The 17,109-nt window shown below is 68.3% G+C and carries 19 protein-coding genes; 11 read left to right on the plus strand and 8 right to left on the minus strand.

From position 1 onward, the window contains the following. Positions 1–155: 155 nt before the first annotated feature. Entirely contained in the window at positions 156–566 is a 411-nt protein-coding gene (locus ERC79_RS04750) for a DUF3499 domain-containing protein (RefSeq protein ID WP_131576179.1), read from the minus strand. A 90-nt stretch (positions 567–656) separates the two neighbouring features. Between ERC79_RS04750 and ERC79_RS04755 the strand changes: the two genes are divergently transcribed. After that, positions 657–1,148, plus strand: a complete 492-nt coding sequence (locus ERC79_RS04755) for a metallopeptidase family protein (RefSeq protein ID WP_131576181.1) — start codon at positions 657–659, stop codon at positions 1,146–1,148. Between the two features lie 86 nt (positions 1,149–1,234). Here ERC79_RS04755 and ERC79_RS04760 read toward each other — a convergent pair whose 3' ends face one another. Next, positions 1,235–2,086: an alpha/beta hydrolase gene (locus tag ERC79_RS04760; protein ID WP_131576183.1), complete on the minus strand. Its 852-nt coding sequence runs from the start codon at positions 2,084–2,086 to the stop codon at positions 1,235–1,237. Beyond that, positions 2,083–2,580, minus strand: coding sequence for an ester cyclase (locus ERC79_RS04765; RefSeq protein ID WP_131576185.1), 498 nt, complete (start codon positions 2,578–2,580; stop codon positions 2,083–2,085). Before ERC79_RS04765 ends, ERC79_RS04760 begins: the two co-directional genes overlap by 4 nt. 155 nt (positions 2,581–2,735) lie before the next feature. On the opposite strand from ERC79_RS04765, the gene ERC79_RS04770 reads away from it, so the two are divergent. Then, a complete protein-coding gene (locus tag ERC79_RS04770; RefSeq protein WP_131576187.1) occupies positions 2,736–3,518 on the plus strand; it encodes a helix-turn-helix transcriptional regulator in 783 nt (260 codons plus the stop codon). 74 nt (positions 3,519–3,592) lie between these two features. On the opposite strand, the gene ERC79_RS04775 is transcribed toward ERC79_RS04770, so the two are convergent. Next, the gene (locus ERC79_RS04775) at positions 3,593–3,862 is read right to left on the minus strand and encodes a WhiB family transcriptional regulator (RefSeq protein ID WP_207390483.1); all 270 of its coding nucleotides are present in this window, start codon (positions 3,860–3,862) and stop codon (positions 3,593–3,595) included. 441 nt (positions 3,863–4,303) lie between these two features. Here ERC79_RS04775 and cofD point away from each other — a divergent pair, with 441 nt between their 5' ends. From cofD to ERC79_RS04790, 3 genes are read left to right on the plus strand one after another with little or no spacing between them, the layout of a single operon-like run. Beyond that, entirely contained in the window at positions 4,304–5,302 is a 999-nt protein-coding gene (gene cofD / locus ERC79_RS04780; RefSeq protein WP_131576190.1) for a 2-phospho-L-lactate transferase, read from the plus strand. Beyond that, entirely contained in the window at positions 5,299–6,666 is a 1,368-nt protein-coding gene (locus ERC79_RS04785) for a coenzyme F420-0:L-glutamate ligase (RefSeq protein ID WP_131576192.1), read from the plus strand. Before cofD ends, ERC79_RS04785 begins: the two co-directional genes overlap by 4 nt. Next, positions 6,667–7,230 (plus strand): NUDIX domain-containing protein, encoded by a 564-nt coding sequence (locus ERC79_RS04790; protein ID WP_131576194.1) that lies wholly within the window; start codon positions 6,667–6,669, stop codon positions 7,228–7,230. A gap of 41 nt (positions 7,231–7,271) precedes the next feature. Here the strand turns inward: ERC79_RS04790 and ERC79_RS04795 are convergent, their stop codons facing one another. Further along, entirely contained in the window at positions 7,272–7,922 is a 651-nt protein-coding gene (locus ERC79_RS04795) for a CoA transferase subunit B (RefSeq protein WP_131576196.1), read from the minus strand. Beyond that, entirely contained in the window at positions 7,919–8,665 is a 747-nt protein-coding gene (locus ERC79_RS04800; RefSeq protein ID WP_131580752.1) for a CoA transferase subunit A, read from the minus strand. Before ERC79_RS04800 ends, ERC79_RS04795 begins: the two co-directional genes overlap by 4 nt. Positions 8,666–8,850: 185 nt before the next feature. On the opposite strand from ERC79_RS04800, the gene pcaH reads away from it, so the two are divergent. From pcaH to ERC79_RS04830, 6 genes are read left to right on the plus strand one after another with little or no spacing between them, the layout of a single operon-like run. Next, the gene (gene pcaH, locus ERC79_RS04805) at positions 8,851–9,573 is read left to right on the plus strand and encodes a protocatechuate 3,4-dioxygenase subunit beta (protein ID WP_131576198.1); all 723 of its coding nucleotides are present in this window, start codon (positions 8,851–8,853) and stop codon (positions 9,571–9,573) included. Continuing rightward, positions 9,566–10,210, plus strand: coding sequence for a protocatechuate 3,4-dioxygenase subunit alpha (gene pcaG, locus ERC79_RS04810; protein WP_131576199.1), 645 nt, complete (start codon positions 9,566–9,568; stop codon positions 10,208–10,210). Before pcaH ends, pcaG begins: the two co-directional genes overlap by 8 nt. A 13-nt stretch (positions 10,211–10,223) precedes the next feature. Continuing rightward, positions 10,224–11,591, plus strand: a complete 1,368-nt coding sequence (locus ERC79_RS04815; RefSeq protein WP_131576201.1) for a lyase family protein — start codon at positions 10,224–10,226, stop codon at positions 11,589–11,591. Beyond that, positions 11,588–12,775: a 3-oxoadipate enol-lactonase gene (gene pcaD / locus ERC79_RS04820; protein ID WP_131576203.1), complete on the plus strand. Its 1,188-nt coding sequence runs from the start codon at positions 11,588–11,590 to the stop codon at positions 12,773–12,775. Before ERC79_RS04815 ends, pcaD begins: the two co-directional genes overlap by 4 nt. Continuing rightward, complete coding sequence (locus tag ERC79_RS04825; protein ID WP_207390484.1) at positions 12,772–13,608, plus strand: IclR family transcriptional regulator C-terminal domain-containing protein; 837 nt, start codon at positions 12,772–12,774, stop codon at positions 13,606–13,608. Before pcaD ends, ERC79_RS04825 begins: the two co-directional genes overlap by 4 nt. Continuing rightward, positions 13,601–14,812: an acetyl-CoA C-acetyltransferase gene (locus tag ERC79_RS04830; RefSeq protein ID WP_131576207.1), complete on the plus strand. Its 1,212-nt coding sequence runs from the start codon at positions 13,601–13,603 to the stop codon at positions 14,810–14,812. The genes ERC79_RS04825 and ERC79_RS04830 overlap by 8 nt, the downstream gene beginning before the upstream one ends. Before the next feature lie 169 nt (positions 14,813–14,981). On the opposite strand, the gene ERC79_RS04835 is transcribed toward ERC79_RS04830, so the two are convergent. Together ERC79_RS04835 and ERC79_RS04840 are read right to left on the minus strand one after the other, a co-directional pair. After that, positions 14,982–16,169: a 4-hydroxybenzoate 3-monooxygenase gene (locus ERC79_RS04835; protein WP_131576209.1), complete on the minus strand. Its 1,188-nt coding sequence runs from the start codon at positions 16,167–16,169 to the stop codon at positions 14,982–14,984. Positions 16,170–16,286: 117 nt separating this feature from the next. Next, positions 16,287–17,003 carry an IclR family transcriptional regulator gene (locus ERC79_RS04840; RefSeq protein ID WP_131580754.1) on the minus strand — a complete coding sequence of 239 codons (717 nt, stop codon included), beginning with the start codon at positions 17,001–17,003 and terminating at the stop codon, positions 16,287–16,289. Between the last annotated feature and the right edge of the window lie 106 nt (positions 17,004–17,109).

Here is a 17,109-nt window from a genome sequence, read left to right on the forward strand (position 1 = left end):
GGTGGTCTGAGCGAGTCGTGCCACCAAGTTCGCCCACCGAGCCTAGTGGTCCGTACCCCGACCACGCCTCCCGAGCAGGATCCGTGGCTGCCCGATCGGCTGAACCGCATCGGGAATCGACTGGACCGAGGCCTGGGAGAACTCGACCCGACCGGTCAGTTCGCTGGATCGGGTAAGACCCGGAGATGGCCGCGGCGACCGGTCCGCGCGGTCGGCGGAGCCGACGGCTGAGCAGAGCCGGTACGAAACTCCGACGATCCACCCGACGATCCGGTGTCGGCACGGGGACGCTCACCCAGACCGGCCTCACGAACGGCCTCGGCAAGCGCGGTCAGATCGTCTTCGTCGGGCGTACTCGAGGAGAACCCGCCCTCGTAACGCACAAGTTCCCAGCCCTTGGGCGCGGTGATGCGCGACGCATGCGGGTCGCACAGATCCCACGAATGAGGCTCGGCGACAGTGGCCAACGGCCCGACGACAGCGGTGGAATCGGAGTACACGTACGTCAAGGTCGCGACAGCAGGGTTCTTGCACCCAGGCCGAACGCAGCGACGCAGTGATCTCACAAGCAAGGAGACTAACCGCATGTGACCGGTTGGCCTACTCGGACACACCGGAACGACGGCGACGCGCCCCGCTGTCGTAATGTCGAGGATATGTCCAGAGCTCGACGTCCCCGCCCGCTGACTTCGCGTTCGGTGTCGCGGCGGGGTCGAGGCATCCGCGGGCCACTCCTGCCGCCAGATCTTCCGGCGGCTCGCACCCGTGCCGAGAAGTTCGATCTACTGGTGCTCCGCGCGTTCGAACCAATCGACGGCCGGTGGCACGATCGGCTGACGAAGCTCGACATCGCGGTGGACGACGTCCCGAGAATCCGCGCGCTCGATCCGGATTCGGTGAACTGGCCGCCGGAGGTGGTAGCGGACGGCCCGGTTCCGCTGTCGCGCCTGATCCCGGCCGGCATCGATCGGCACGGGACGGCGACGCGGGCACGCATCGTGTTGTTCCGACGCCCGATCGAACTGCGCGCCAAGGGTGTCGAGGATCTCGAGGATCTCGTCTGCGATGTGCTGGTGCAACAGGTGTCGACATATCTGGGCGTCGACCCTGAACTGATCGACCCCGAGTTTCCCGGAACCGACGAGTGACCGATTGGACCAGCGCGCGGGCGACGACGGTGACGAGTTGAGCGAGGCGCTCGGCCGGGGTGTCCCAGGCGAGCGCCTCGCTGTTCTCAACGGGTTCGGGCGACGAGGTCCCGGACGTCCCGGTTGAACCGGTCGGCGGCGTCGGTGAAGGGCGAATGCCCTGCAGAGTCGTACACGCTGACGGTAGCGTCCGGAAGCAGCTCTGCCAGGGACATCGTGGACTCCTGCTTGACGATCTGGTCCGCCGTGCCGTATGCGAGCAACATTGGCACCTTCACATCGACCCACACGGAGTCGGTGTCGCATTCGCGGGCGAACATGGCCGCGCGAACCGCAGGAGACACCGTCAGGGCCGCACCGAGCCGCTCGTAACGTTCGGCATCGGTCCACGGCACGCCGGGGATGAGGTCGACGAACGTTCTCGCGGCGGCCACGGATTCGGGCAAGGTGTCCGCAAGCAGTCCCGGCACGACTCCCAGAAACACCTCCGCGAGCAGGCCGAACGCCTCGTCGGTGCCGACCTTGCGCAAGGGCGCCACCAGTGCGATGCCCGCGATGGAATCGGTGCCGTGAGCGGCGACGTAGTCGGCGACCACCAGTCCGCCATAGGACCATCCGATCACCACGGGGCGGAAGACCCCGGTTTGCGCCAGCACAGCGGCGAGGTCTGCGGCCCAGGTCGACGAGCTGCTGTAGCTGGCATCGTCCGGCGCCTCGGACCGGCCGTGCCCCCGCAAGTCGACCACGATGACGCGGTGCTCACCCGCAAGTGCGTCGATCTGGTGCCGCCAGACCAGTCCGTCGGCGCCTAGTCCGTGGACCAGGACGATTGCCGGCGCCTCCCTCGGACCGAAGTCGCGGACCAGGAGCGCACACCCCTGAGCGCCGGTGACGGTGAGCTCGCGCATCTCATGATCGACGGTCAGGGCGGCGGTCATGCGACAACCTTTTCGTCCTCGGCAAGGCCGACGCCGGTACCCCCGTCTTCGCCGCGCAGTTGTCGGACCACGGTGTCGGTGTCGAAGTACACGCGCTCGGCCAGCAGCTTGCCGGCCTCCTCGTCGGTGGTGCCGAAAATGTAGAAGGCGGCAAGCTCGAAGGTCACCGGGTTGCCGGACGCGGGAACGCCGGCGAACTCGCCCTGGTGAGTGGCTGTGACAGTGACCTCGCGGATGGACGTTCCCGGGACGTCGTACTCGTGCGTGCTGACAAGGACGAAGTCGGGGAAGGCAGACTCGAACGCCTGATAGAAGTCCTGCACGCCACCGAAGCCTGCATAGCGGGCGGAGAACGGAATGACGTCATAGGACGCGCGGTCATCACGGATGAAGGTGTCGTACACGGATTCCCAGTCGTGGGCGTTCTCTGCGGCCATGTGCTCGACAATGGTCGCACGCTGCAGAGCGATCTTCTCTTCGTTGGTCAGCGACATTGTTGTCCTCCTCCTGGTGGGCATCTCGATCAGCAAGAAGAAGTGTGGTTGCAATCACATCGGGGCGGCAATGGTCCAAAGGTGCTACTCGGATGCCCTGGTGAATCGGTGCCACTCGACCTAGGGTCGGGGTCCGACGCTGAGAGGTGGAACACATGTTGAGCGCCAGCGACTATCGCTCGATCCTCGGCGTGCTGCGCGACTGCGCGCAGGCGGAGGACACGGAGGAGTTCCGAGCGGCGGTGCTGGACTCCGTGACGGAGCGGCTCGGCTACGAGCACCTGACATTCTTCCTGGGACAGCATCCCACCCTCGAGTTGGAACTGCGGGACCCAGTGACCGTCGGGCTCGCGGAGCCATTGATCGACAGCTATCTCGCGCGTTTCGCCCGGGACGACGTCTTTGCCACCGAGCAAGCCCGCACCGTATTGCACTTGCATGGCACCGCATGCCTGCCGCAACTGCTCCAGGCGGCAATTGCCCCACCCCAAGACGCTTACATCGAGAACTTCCTTGTCCCGAACGGAATTACGGACAAGGTGATGGTCTGGCTCGACACCGAACTACCGGTGCACGGGTTCCTCGGGGTCATCGGCGTCGGGGACGCAGTCCTCGATCCACGCGACGCAGAGATCCTCGCGGAGCTGCGGCCCCATCTCGCGGCACAGCTACGAAGGCATCTACGACTCGCCGCAGCACACGTCGATGCCAGCCCGCTCACCATCCGCGAGCATCAAGTGGCGCGGTTGGTCGCCGACGGCTGGACGAATCGCGCAATCAGCAAGCATCTGGACATCGGCGAGTCGACCGTGAAGAAGCACATCACCCGGGTGCTCGCGAAGCTGGGGGTGCAGTCGCGGACCGAGCTAGCCGCGATGTGGCGGCCGGTGATGGCACACCACACTGCGGCTGGAAGCGAGTCCCCCGCGGCAGGGTGACCACGTGTCCCAGCAGCTGCTCACAACCGCCAACGGGACTGACAGGCAACGGATGGACTGCGCAACAGAAACGCCTAGACGATTCCGCGCTTGAGGCGACGGCGCTCACGCTCGGAGAGCCCGCCCCAGATGCCGAATCGCTCGTCGTTGGACAATGCGTATTCGAGGCACTCGCCGCGAACCTCGCAGCCCATGCAGATGCGCTTGGCCTCGCGAGTGGAGCCGCCCTTCTCGGGGAAAAACGCCTCGGGGTCGGTCTGCGCGCACAGCGCGCGGTCCTGCCACTGGTCCTCGATGGCGTCGAACAACGCGTCGAAGCCTGGAATCACGCTGAGCTGGGGCACGGTGACCCCGAGCTCGAACTCGTCGTAGCAGACGCTAGGTACCACGCCCGCTTCGGAATTGGTCCGCGGTTCGTCGCCGACCACGCTCAGAGGGGTATCGAACTCAAAGTGCTGGTAGGGCATCGCTCCGCCTCCTCACCTGTTGTAGCGCAGATAGTGTCGATTGCTGTCGATTGCTATCGAATCTCGTGCTGCCGCTCCCGCCCGGATGACGATCCGGGCCGAAGTTCGAAAAATCGATCGAACCGAGGGCCGCTCCAAGTGAACTCGCCCCTCGAACCTGGAATGACATCCATGTGATTAGACACGCCAGTGCGTGTCGGGGTCAAGCTGAAACGGGAAAGTCGTTTACTATCCCACGCCCCTCGCGCACTCTGGTACAACCCGGCCGGATGAGACGGCGTCGCACTCGCCACTTCGCCACCACCTAGGCTTCGGGTCGTGAACGTGACTGTATTGGTTGGCGGCGTCGGAGGTGCCCGTTTCCTCCAGGGAGTTCGGAGCCTGCTCGGCTCTGACCGTTCCGGCGACTCGGCCGAACACCGGATTACCGCCGTCGTCAACGTCGGCGACGACGTGTGGATGCACGGCCTGCGGATCTGCCCCGACCTCGACACCTGCATGTACACCCTCGGTGGCGGGATCGATCCCGAGCGCGGGTGGGGACACGCCGACGAAACCTGGAATGCGAAAGAGGAACTCGCAGCCTACGGCGCGCAGCCGGACTGGTTCGGCCTCGGCGACCGGGACATCGCGACGCACCTCATCCGCAGCCAGATGCTGCGTACCGGTTACCCGCTCTCCGCGGTCACCGAAGCGCTGTGCAACCGCTGGCAGCCGGGCGTCGCGCTGCTGCCGGTGTCCGACGATCGCAGCGAAACCCACGTCGTCATCACCGACCCCGACAACCACACGGATCCCGCCGCCGGCCAGCAGCGTGCGATCCACTTCCAGGAGTGGTGGGTCCGGTACCGCGCGCAGGTCCCCACCCACAGCTTCGCGTACATCGGCGCCGACCAGGCGAAGCCCGCGCCCGGCGTGCTCGAGGCGATCGAATCGGCAGACATCGTCCTACTCGCGCCGTCGAATCCGGTCGTGAGCATCGGCGCCATCCTCGCGATCCCGGGTATCCGCGGCGCACTGCGGACGACGACCGCCAAGATCGTCGGCCTCTCCCCCATCATCGGCGGAAAACCCTTGCGCGGCATGGCCGACGAGTGTCTCGACGTGATCGGCGTCGAAACCTCCGCGGAGGCGATCGGCCGCCACTACGGTGCGCGGTCGGGCACCGGAATCCTCGACGGGTGGTTGATCCACTCCACCGACGAGGCCGATCTGCCGGGCGTCGAGGTGCGCAGCGTGCCACTGATCATGTCCAGCCCCGAAACCACCGCGGAGATGGTGCGGGCCGCATTCGACCTTGCCGGAGTGAACTTGTGAACGACGGTAGCGCGCCCGGGCGCGTCCGCGACCACGGCGCAGGGCGCGCGATCGAGATCCTGCCCGTGTCCGGTCTGCCCGAGTTCCGGCCGGGCGACGACCTCGCCGCCGCCGTTGCCGCCGCCGCGTCGTGGCTCGCCGACGGCGACGTCCTCGTCGTCACGAGCAAGGTGCTTTCGAAGGTCGAGGGACGGATCGTGGCGTCACCCACCGATCCCGAGGAACGCGACGCGGCCCGCCGCGCACTCGTCGACCAGGAGGCGGTGCGCGTCGTCGCCCGTAAGGGCCGCACCCTCATCACCGAGAACCGGCTCGGCATCGTGCAGGCGGCCTCGGGTATCGACGGCTCCAATGTCGACGCCTCTGAACTTGCTCTGCTACCGGAGGATCCGGACGGCAGCGCGCGGAAGCTGCGCGAAGAGCTACGTGGCCGGCTCGGCATCGACGTCGCGGTGGTGGTCACCGACACGATGGGACGAGCGTGGCGAATCGGGCAGACCGACGCCGCGATCGGCTCGTCGGGCATTCCGGTTCTGCACGCGTACGCAGGCGCGGTCGACAGTCAGGGCAACGAACTGTTCGTCACCGAGGTCGCCGTCGCCGACGAGATCGCCGCCGCGGGCGATCTGGTGAAGGGCAAGCTCGGCGGCGTGCCGATCGCGGTGGTCCGCGGGCTCGACCTAGCCGACGACGGTTCGGCGGCCGAGAAGCTGATCCGGCGGGGTCCGGAAGACCTGTTCTGGCTCGGCACCGAGGAGTCCTTCCAACAGGGCCGCCGCGAGGCGCTGTTACTGCGCCGATCGGTCCGCGAATTCTCCGACGAGCCGGTGGATCCCGAGACGATGCGCGAGTCGATCGCCGAGGCGCTCACCGCACCGGCCCCGCACCACACCCGGCCGGTGCGGTTCGTATGGCTGCGTACCCCAGAGATACGCAAGCGTGTGCTCGACACGATGCAGCAGCGCTGGCGCGAGGACCTCGCTGCAGACGGCATGAGCGCCGAGCACATCGAGCGGCGAGTAGCGCGGGGCGACATCCTCTTCCGCGCGCCGGAAGTGGTGATCCCGTTCTGCGTCCCGGACGGCGCGCACGACTACCCGGACGAACGCCGCACACGCGCCGAGTCCACGATGTTCACCGTCGCGGTCGGTGCAGCCGTGCAGGGGCTGCTGGTGTCGTTGGCTGCCAAGGGGATCGGCAGTTGCTGGATCGGCTCGACGATCTTCGCGGCCGACACGGTACGGAAGGCGCTGGAGCTGCCTGGCGACTGGCAGCCGCTCGGCGCGATCGCCGTCGGGCATCCCCTCGAGGCGTTGACGGTGCGCGAACCGGTCACGCCCGGCGACGCGCTGCTGGAGCTGTAGATGACGGCACAGTCGCTGCATGCCTCGGCGGTGGACGCGCTCGAGAACTGGCACACCGAGTCCGGCGATGCCGAGTCGCTCCGGCACACGATGCTCGCGTTCCTCGGCTCGGCGCCGGACGGCTGTCTGCGCAAGCACGCGCCGGGGCACATCACGGCGTCGTCGCTCGTCTTGGACGAGGACGGTTCACACGTCCTGCTGACACTGCATCCGAGGGTCGGACGGTGGATCCAGCTGGGTGGCCACTGCGAGGAGAGTGACGAGACCGTCGTCGACTCCGCGCTGCGGGAGGCTCGTGAGGAGTCGGGCATAGAGGGGCTGCGCATCGATCCGCGGCTGCTGTCGGCGCACACGCACCCCATCACATGTTCGCTGGGCGTTCCGACGCGGCACCTGGATCTGCGGTTCCTCGTCCGGGCGCCCGGACCCGCATCGGCCGTGCCGATCGTGATCAGCGACGAGTCCCAGGATCTGCGTTGGTGGCCGATCGACGACCTGCCCGACGGCGCCGAGAAGGAGACGATCGACCATCTGGCGCTGCGCGCCCGTGCGCGCTTTGGGTAGCCAGAGCTACCGAAAGCGCGCACGGGCGGCGCAGCCGCCTACTACTGGACCAGCAGTGTCGCGGCGGTCGCGGCGACGACCTCGTCGACGCTGACGCCGGGCGCGGTCTCGACCAGCCGCAGCCCCTCGTCGGTGACGTCGAGGACGGCCATGTCGGTGATGATCCGCTGCACGCACGCCTTGCCGGTGAGCGGAAGGGTGCACTCGTCGAGGATCTTCGACTCGCCCTTCTTGGATACGTGCTCCATCATCACGATGACGCGCCCCGCGCCGTGGACGAGGTCCATCGCGCCCCCCATGCCCTTGACCATGTGGCCGGGGATCATCCAGTTCGCGAGGTCACCACGGGCGCTGACCTGCATCGCCCCGAGCACCGCGACATCCACCTGGCCGCCGCGGATCATGCCGAACGACTGCGAGGAATCGAAGTACGACGCGCCCGGCAGGACCGTGATGGTCTCCTTGCCGGCATTGATCAGTTCGGGGTCGAGTTCGTCCTCGGTGGGATACGGGCCCACCCCGAGGACACCGTTCTCGGAATGGAGGACGACGGTGATGTCGTCGGGGATGTAGTTCGGCACCAGCGTCGGCATGCCGATGCCGAGGTTGACGTACTGCCCGTCGGAGAGCTCACGGGCCACCCGCGCGGCCATCTGCTCGCGGGTCAGCTTCTGGGTCACTACCTGAGTCATGCTCGCACCGTTCGCTTCTCGATTCCGACAGTGACCTTGCCCACGTGCACGACGCGCTGCACGTGGATGCCCGGGGTGTGGATCTGATCGGGATCCAGCTCACCCGGCTCGACGAGGTGTTCGACCTGCGCGATCGTGATCCGGCCCGCTGCGGCGGCGGGCGGGTTGAAATTGCGGGCGCTGCGGCGGAAGACCAGGTTGCCGTGGCGGTCACCCTTCCACGCGTGCACGAGAGCGAAATCGGCCACGATGCCACGCTCCATGACATACGTCGTGCCGTCGAACTCGCGGGTCTCCTTGACCGGGCTCGCGACGGCGATGCCGCCGTTGCCGTCGTACCGGCGGGGCAGGCCACCTTCGGCGACCTGCGTTCCGACGCCGGCCGGGGTGAAGAACGCGGGGATGCCCGCGCCACCCGCGCGCAGACGCTCGGCGAGCGTGCCCTGCGGGGTCAGCTCCACCTCGAGCTCCCCGGACAGGTACTGGCGCGCGAACTCCTTGTTGTCGCCCACGTACGAGCTGATTGTGCGGCGAATGCGCCCCTTCTCGAGCAGCATGCCGAGCCCGAAGCCGTCGGTGCCGCAGTTGTTGCTCACCGTCTCCAGGCCCGTCGCACCCTGCTCGAGCAGTGCGTTGATGAGGATCTCCGGCACTCCGACCAGGCCGAATCCACCGACGGCGATCGTCGCACCGTCGGGTACGTCTGCGACGGCCTCGGCCGGCGTGTCAATGACTTTGTCCATCATGGCGGCCAGCATACGACGAGTCGTGCGTATTGTGAACCACCGTCCGCATAGCGAACATTTGGACCCCGATGCCGTTGATTGCCGAACGTGAACGCACTAGGGTGTTCGCATAGCGTCACATCGTCCACATTGCGAACAGAATCTCTCGATTCCCCTCGTCCGTGTTTCCGAAGAGGTCTTCCATGCTTCATCTGCCCCCGCAGTACCGGTCGCCCGGCGCCGGCGTGAACGCCCCGCCGGACTTCGCCGACTACAAGACGACCGGTCTGCGCAGCCCGCGCCAGCCGCTGAAGTTGATCCCGCAGCGACTCACCGAGATCACTGCCCCGGTGTTCGGCGCGGATCGCGTCCAGCCGGGCGACACCGACCTGAGCATCGCGAACGGCGGCGAGGCGCAGGGCCAGCGCATCGTGGTGCACGGCCGGGTCCTCGACTCGGGCGGCAAGGCCGTGCCGAACACACTGATCGAGGTGTGGCAGGCGAATGCCGGCGGACGGTACCGGCATGTCGGTGACAACTGGCCCGCTCCGCTCGACCCGCACTTCGACGGTGTCGGCCGTTGTGTCACCGACGCCGATGGCCACTACCGCTTCACCACGATCAAGCCGGGTGCATACCCGTGGCGCAACCACGACAACGCGTGGCGCCCGTCCCACATCCATTTCTCGCTGTTCGGCCAGGCCTTCACGCAGCGCCTCGTGACGCAGATGTACTTCCCGGACGATCCGCTGTTCTTCCAGGACCCGATCTACAACGCCGTCCCCGCCGCGGCCCGCCACCGCATGGTCAGCGTCTTCGACTACGACGCAACCGTGGCCGATCGGGCCCTGGGTTTCCGTTTCGACATCGTCCTGCGCGGACGCGACGCCACCCCGTTCGACGCCGACGAGGACCACGATGACTGACACCGCCTCCCAGCACACCGCACCGCTCTACCCGGTCACACCCGGCGACTTCACCACGGCCGAGTTCGGCGTCACCCCGTCGCAAACGGTCGGTCCGTACTGGCACATCGGGCTGCCGTGGGAGGACGGCCCCGACGCCGCCCCCGTTGACGCACCCGGCCGGATCACCCTGCGTATCAGCGTCATCGACGGCAATCGAGTTCCGGTCGCGGACGCGATGGTCGAGACCTGGCAGGCCGACGCCGCGGGCCGCTTCACGCACACCGACGACCCGCGCGGCGTGCTCGAGCCGGTGCCTGCGGGATTCCGGGGCTTCGGCCGGGCGGGCGCCGACGAGACCGGAACCGCGGTGATCCACACCGTGAAGCCGGGCCCGCTCCCCGCCGAGAACGACACGGTGGAGGCGCCGCACGTGAACGTCGGCATCTTCGCCCGCGGCATGCTCGAGCGCCTGTATACCCGGCTGTACTTCCCCGAGGACACCGCCGCACACGCCGCCGACCCGGTACTCGCGTCGCTGCCCGAATCGCAGCGGCCCAAGCTGATCGCACACAAGACCGACGACGGCTACCGCCTCACGGTCTATGTTCAGGACAGCGATCCCGAGGGCGTCGAGACGCCGTTCTTCGAGCTGTGATCAGGAGCCTTTCGTGAACCACACCCGCGGCGAACTGTTCGACCCTCTCTTCGGCGCCGGCCCGAATCCTGGCGATTCCGGCGTCGCCGCGGCGGTCTCGGACCGCGCGTGGGTGGTGGCCCTACTCGAGGTGGAGGCCGCCCTGTCCCGGGCGGCTTCCGCCGCAGGCCTGGTCGCGGCGGAGCACGCAACGACGGTGACGGCGGTGGCGTCCCGGCTCGCCGAGCCCGGCGGGCTCGACATCGCCGACCTCGGCCGCAGGTCCGCAGCCGGCGGCAACCCCGTGATACCGCTGGTGAAGATCCTGCGGACGACCTGCGCCGCCGACGGTGTTCCCACCTCGGCCGTGCACGTCGGCGCAACCAGTCAGGACGTGATGGATTCGGCGTTGATGCTGTTGTCGCGCAGGGCCGGTCATCACCTGCTCGCCGATCTGCGGGCAGCGGCGAACTCCGCGGCCGAACTCGCCCGGCTGCACCGCACCACCCCCATGGTGGCGCGCACGCTCGGGCAGCAAGCCCTCCCGACCACGTTCGGGGCGCTGGCCGTGTGCTGGTTCACCGGCCTCGACGACGCGACCGCAGGGCTCGAGCATGCACTGTCCGCGCTGCCCGTCCAGTTCGGAGGCGCGGCAGGCACTCTCGCGGCCGTGCACCCGCACGGACTCGCGATCGCGGACACCCTCGCTGACGAACTCGGTCTGGCCCGGCAGGTCGTGCCGTGGCATACCACCCGCACCCCCGTCGCGGCGTTGGCAGCCGCGCTGGGCGTCGTGGCGGGTGCGCTGTCGAAGCCGGCCACCGACATCGTCGCAATGGCCTCGACCGAGTTCGGCGAACTCGCCGAGGGTGCCCCGGGCGGATCGTCGGCCATGCCGCACAAGCAGAATCCGGTGGCCGCGATCACCGCCCGCGCCGCCGCCCGGCGGGTGCCGGGACTCGTCTCGACGATCCTGTCGTCGATGGACCACGAGTTCGCCCGCGCGGCCGGCGCATGGCACGCCGAGTGGGAGACGATCACCGATCTGCTGCGGCTCACCGGCGGAGCAGCCCATCGGCTGGCATCCAGCCTCGGTGGGCTTCACGTCCACACCGACACGATGGCCCGCAACCTCGACCTCACCGGCGGGCTCATCCTTGCCGAGCGGGTCACCGGGGCGCTCGCCGCGCACACCGATACGGCGCGTGACATCGTCTCCGCCGCAGCAGCATCCGGACACCCGCTCGAACAGGATCCCGAAATCACCGCGCACCTGACCGAAGGCGAACTGCACGACCTGCTGAATCCGTCGCACTACCTCGGCCACGCCGTCGACCTCGTCGATCGTGCGCTGGCCGTCCGGAGCACACAGACCGACCGAACCCTCGGAGGACTCGAATGACCCAGGACGGGCCCTGCGCCCTGCACTTCGAACTGCATGGCGATCCCGCCGCCCCACCGGTCCTGCTGCTCGGCTCGCTGGGCTCGGACCTGCACATGTGGGATCCCCAGATCCGCGCGCTGTCGACCCGCGCCCACGTGATCGCCGTCGACCACCGCGGCCACGGCGGCTCCCCCGCCCCGGCCGGCCCGTACACGATCGCCGACCTCGGCGGTGACGTGCTCGCGCTGCTCGACACGCTCGGCCTGGACGCGGTGCACTTCGTGGGCCTGTCCCTCGGCGGCGCCGTCGGACAGTGGCTGGCCGCGCACCACCCGCGACGGGTGCAGACGCTGACCGTGATGTGCACGGCGGCACAGTTCGCCCCGGCGCAGCCGTGGCTGGACCGGGCCGCGACCGTCCGCGCCGACGGCATCGCGTCGATCGCCGAGTCGATCGTCGGGCGCTGGTTCACTCCCGAACTGGCACAACGTGATCCGGAGCTCGTCGCGCGGCACGTCGAGATGGTCCGCGGCACCTCCGACGAGGGCTACGCCGCGTGCTGCGAGGCACTGTCCGAGTGGGACGGCCGCGCCGACCTCGCGCGCATCGTCGCCCCCACGATGGTGATCGCGGCGGAGCAGGACGGCCCCACTCCCCCGGCGGCACTGCAGGCGATCGCCGACGGCGTCGCGGGCGCCGAGTTCCACGTGCTGTCTCCCGGAGCGCATCTCGCCAACGTCGAGCAGGCCGGTGCGATCACCCGGCTGATCGCGCAGCACGTCGCCGGCGCCTCGCCCGTCGGTGTGGTCCGCCGCGCCGTGTACGACACCGGAATGTCGGTGCGCCGCTCGGTGCTCGGCGACGCGCACGTCGACCGGGCGATCGCCGGCACCACCGACTTCACGGAACCGTTCCAGGACTTCATCACCCGCACCGCGTGGGGCGATATCTGGGCCCGCGAGGGCCTCGATCACCAGACTCGTCGGCTGCTCACGATGGCGATCCTCACCGCTGTCGGCAACGAACACGAACTCGACATGCACATCCGCGCCGCGCTGCGCGCGGGCATGGACCCGGAGCTGTTCGTGGAAGTATTCCTCCATACCGCGGTCTACGCGGGTGTGCCGAACAGCAACCGGGCCTTCGCGCTCGGTAAGCAGGCGCTCGCCGATCTGGCGAGTACCACCGAGGGGAGTTCCTGACAGTGACGAACAAGGGCGGGACCGAACCGACCGGAGCCTCGACCGATTATGTCCAGTCACTCGCGCGCGGACTGTCCGTCATCAGGGCATTCGGCGCGGAGAACCCGCGCCGAACGCTGAGCGACGTCGCCCGCGCCACCGACCTCACCCGCGCGACGGCCCGCCGGTTCCTGCTCACCCTCACCGAACTCGGCTACGTCCGCACCGACGGCTCCGCCTTCTGGCTGACCCCACGCGTGCTCGAACTCGGGTACAGCTACCTGTCGAGCCTGTCGCTGCCCGACATCGCCGCACCGCACCTCGAGGCACTGTCGGACCGGGTCCACGAGTCGACCTCGGTCTCGATCCTCGACGAGGATGACGTCGTATACGTCGCCCGGGTACCGGTACGGCGGATCATGACGGTGTCCATCACGATCGGCACCCGCTTCCCCGCATTCGCGACCTCGATGGGTCGCGTGCTGCTGGCTGGGCTGAGCCCCGCCGACCTGGACGCGTACCTGGCACGGGTCGAACTGACTCCGCTCACCGGACGCACCCTCGCGACGCCCGAGGCGCTGCGCTCCGAGCTCGACAAGATCCGATCCGACGGCTTCTGCGTGGTCGACCAGGAACTCGAGGAGGGTCTGCGCTCCCTCGCGGCACCGATCCGGGACGGCTCGGGCACCGTCATTGCGGCCGTGAACATCTCGACACAAGCGGCTCGGTATTCGACGGAGGCGGTGTACGACACCCTCGTCCCGGCCGCAGTCGCCACCGCAGAAGCCATCTCGGCCGATCTCGCACGCACCCAGTCGCAATCATCTCATCACCAAGGAAGTAGCCATGCCTGACGCAGTCATCTGCGAACCCCTCCGCACGCCGGTCGGCCGTTTCGGCGGCGTGTTCCGCGACATCGCCCCCGAGGACCTAGCGGCAACCGTCATCAGCGAACTGGTCGGCCGAACCGGCATTTCCGGTGCCGACATCGACGACGTCATCCTGGGTCAGGCGTCACCCGGCGGCGAGGCCCCCGCGATCGGCCGCATAGCGGCGCTCAATGCCGGTCTCGGCGTGGATGTTCCGGGCCTACAGGTGGACCGCCGCTGCGGCTCCGGCCTGCAGGCGATCATCCAGGCCGTCATGCAGGTCCAGTCCGGCGGCAGCGACCTCGTCCTCGCCGGCGGCGTCGAGTCCATGAGTCAAGCCGAGTTCTACGCCACCGGAATGCGGTACGGCGTGCGGGGTGAGTCGCTGGCACTCAATGACCGGCTGGCCCGCGCCCGCGTCACCGCTGGCGGGCGAAACTATCCGGTTCCCGGTGGCATGATCGAGACCGCCGAGAATCTGCGCGCCGAGTTCTCCATCAGCCGCGAGGATCAGGACGCACTCGCAGTACAGTCGCACCAGCGCGCCGTCGCGGCCCAGAACAACGGGGTGTTCGCGCAGGAGATCGTCCCCGTGTCGGTCCCCCAGCGCAAGGGCGACCCGCTGGTCGTCGACACCGACGAGCACCCCCGCGCCGACACCAGCGTCGAATCACTCGCGAAACTGCGCCCGATCCGCGGCAAGGTCGACCCCGAATCCACCGTCACCGCCGGCAACGCCAGCGGCCAGAACGACGGCGCCGCAATCGCGATCGTGACGACGCCGGAGAAGGCGAAGGCCCTCGGCCTGCGCCCGCTCGCCCGGCTCGCGAGCTGGGCCGTCGCCGGCGTCCCGCCGCGCACGATGGGCATCGGCCCCGTCCCATCCACCGAGAAGGCGCTCGCGCGGCTCGGCCTGGGCCTGGCCGACATGGGCGTGATCGAACTCAACGAGGCATTCGCCGCGCAAGCCCTCGCCGTGACCCGATCATGGGGACTCGAGGCCGACGACGCGCGCCTGAACCCCAACGGCTCGGGCATCTCGCTCGGCCACCCGGTCGGCGCGACCGGCGCCCGCATCCTCGCGACACTGCTGCGCGAGATGGACCGCCGCGAGGCCCGCTACGGCCTCGAGACAATGTGCATCGGCGGCGGCCAAGGCCTGGCCGCGGTGTTCGAGCGCATCGCCTGACCCGAGTACGAGACAAGGGCCGGTTCCACTGGATTTCCCGAATCATCCAGTGGAACCGGCCCTTTCGTGCTGCCATCCGGGCGTGATGGGCGCTAGGCGCACCATGACTGTGCCTGCCCTTCAGATTCGGCCGGCCCCGCCCCCGACACGGGGTCGGTCGAACTGCCGATCAGCCGAGCGGCGTGCCCACATAGTTCTCCGCGATCAGGGTGCGCCCAGCGACCGATCGGGTCACCATGTCCAGCTCGGCGACCTGACGCTTGTGGTCGAAGCCGGACGCATCGGGCAGGCGGTGCAGCATCGACGACATCCACCACGAGAAGTGCTGCGTGCGCCAGATGCGCGGCAGGACTGTCTCGGTGTAGGCATCGAGGCGCCCGCGGTTGCCGGTCTCGAAGAACTCGGCCATCCCCTTCGACAGCACGTAGACGTCGGCGACGGCGAGGTTGAGACCCTTCGCGCCGGTCGGCGGCACCGTGTGTGCGGCATCGCCGGCCAGGAACAAATTGCCATGCTGCATCGGCTCGCACACGAAGCTGCGGAACTGCAGGATCGACTTCTCGAAGATCTTGCCGTCCTTGATCTCCGCACCCTCTCCATCTACCCGGGCATGCAGCTCCGACCAGATACGGTCGTCGGACCAGTTGTCCACCGAGTCGTCCGGATCCACCTGGAGGTAGTGGCGCTGGACCTCCTGGGTTCGGGTGCTGATGAGCGCGAACCCGCGCGGATGGTTGGCGTAGATCAGTTCCTCGGACGACGGCGGCGCCTCGGCGAGGATGCCGAACCACGCGAACGGGTACTGGCGGAAGTGATCCTGCCGGATCGACGGCTCGGGGATGAGGCTGCGGGTCTTCGTCCGCGAGCCGTCGCAGCCTCCGACGAGGGCACACGTGACGGTCTGCGGGTTGCCGTCCGCGTCCGTGTACGTGATGGACGGCGTGTCGGTGGTGTGGTCATGAACCTCGACGTCGGAGACACCGAACCGGATATCGCCGCCGTCGGCCAAACGCTTGGCGATGAGGTCCTTGAGAACCTCGTGCTGCGGGTAGACCGTCACCGCACGGCCGTCGGTGAGCTCGTCGAACGCGATGCGGTGCCCACGCCCGCCGAAGCGCAGCTCGATTCCGTGGTGCTCGAGGCCCTCGGCCTTCACCCGGTCGCCAAGCCCCGTCGCGACCATCAGGTCGACGGTGTTCTGCTCGAGTACACCGGCGCGGATGGTGCCTTCGACCTCTTCCCGCGTCCGTGCCTCGAGCACCACGGATTCGATACCGCGCAGGTGCAGGAGGTGGGAGAGCATCAGTCCGGCCGGGCCGGCGCCGACGATGCCGACCTGGGTGCTCGAGTTCGTCATGTGGTTACTCCTAGGTAGATCGTGACCGCCACCACTGTTCCCGCCGGCCGACTACCGCACCAGCATCACTTTCACTCAGTGAAAGAACGGAATTCCGCGACGGCCGGGCGATCCGGGTCAGCTCGCCCCGCGAGAGATCCCCCGCGCCGCGGCCCTCAGCGCGGGAATGAGCGGAGCCGGATCGTCGGTCGCCCTGACGACGACAGAGATGGATGCGGCCACCGCTCCGTCGGCTCGCAGGATCGGCGCCGCGACGGCCAACGTGCCGATATTGAGATGCTCTCGGCACACGATGTACCCGGTCCGCCGGATCTCGTCGAGCGTCGACCGCAGGCGATGCTCGGTGGTGATCGTGTTCGAGGTGAAACGCTCCAGCCCGGCGGCCAGCACCTCGGCGAGGAGATCGGCTCCCCCGTGCGCGAGCAGAACCAGCCCTCCACTCGATGCATGCAACGGCAACCGGCCGCCCGCGCGGCCGACCACAGTTACCGCCCCCCGTGCGGAAAGCCGCTCGATGCAGAGGGCCTCGAGCCCTTCACGCACGATGAGCTGAACGTTCTCGTGGGTGGCCTCGTAGAGGTCCTCCAGATAGGGCATGGCAACCTGCCGGAGTCCGTGCGCCCGCGGCGCGAGGGCGCCCAGTTCCCACAACCGGACACCGATCTCGTACCGTCCGTCCGCGTTGCGCTCGAGCGCGCCGTTGTCCGTCAACTGCGCGCACAGCCGGTGCACCGTGGGCAGCGGCAGCCCGGTTCGACGGCTCAGCTCGGACTGCGTCATCCGTGGTCGTCCGGCAGTGAAGGAGTTCAGCACCCGGAACGCCCGACCGAGCATGCTCCGGTCGATTCCGCTCTCGTCGGTCACCCGTCCAGTGTGGCCGGACCACAACCGGCCGGACGCAGGAACCCCCGGGTTCGCGATCGGCGTTCGCCGTTCGTGT

The organism is Rhodococcus sp. ABRD24 (assembly GCF_004328705.1).
GTDB lineage: Bacteria > Actinomycetota > Actinomycetes > Mycobacteriales > Mycobacteriaceae > Prescottella.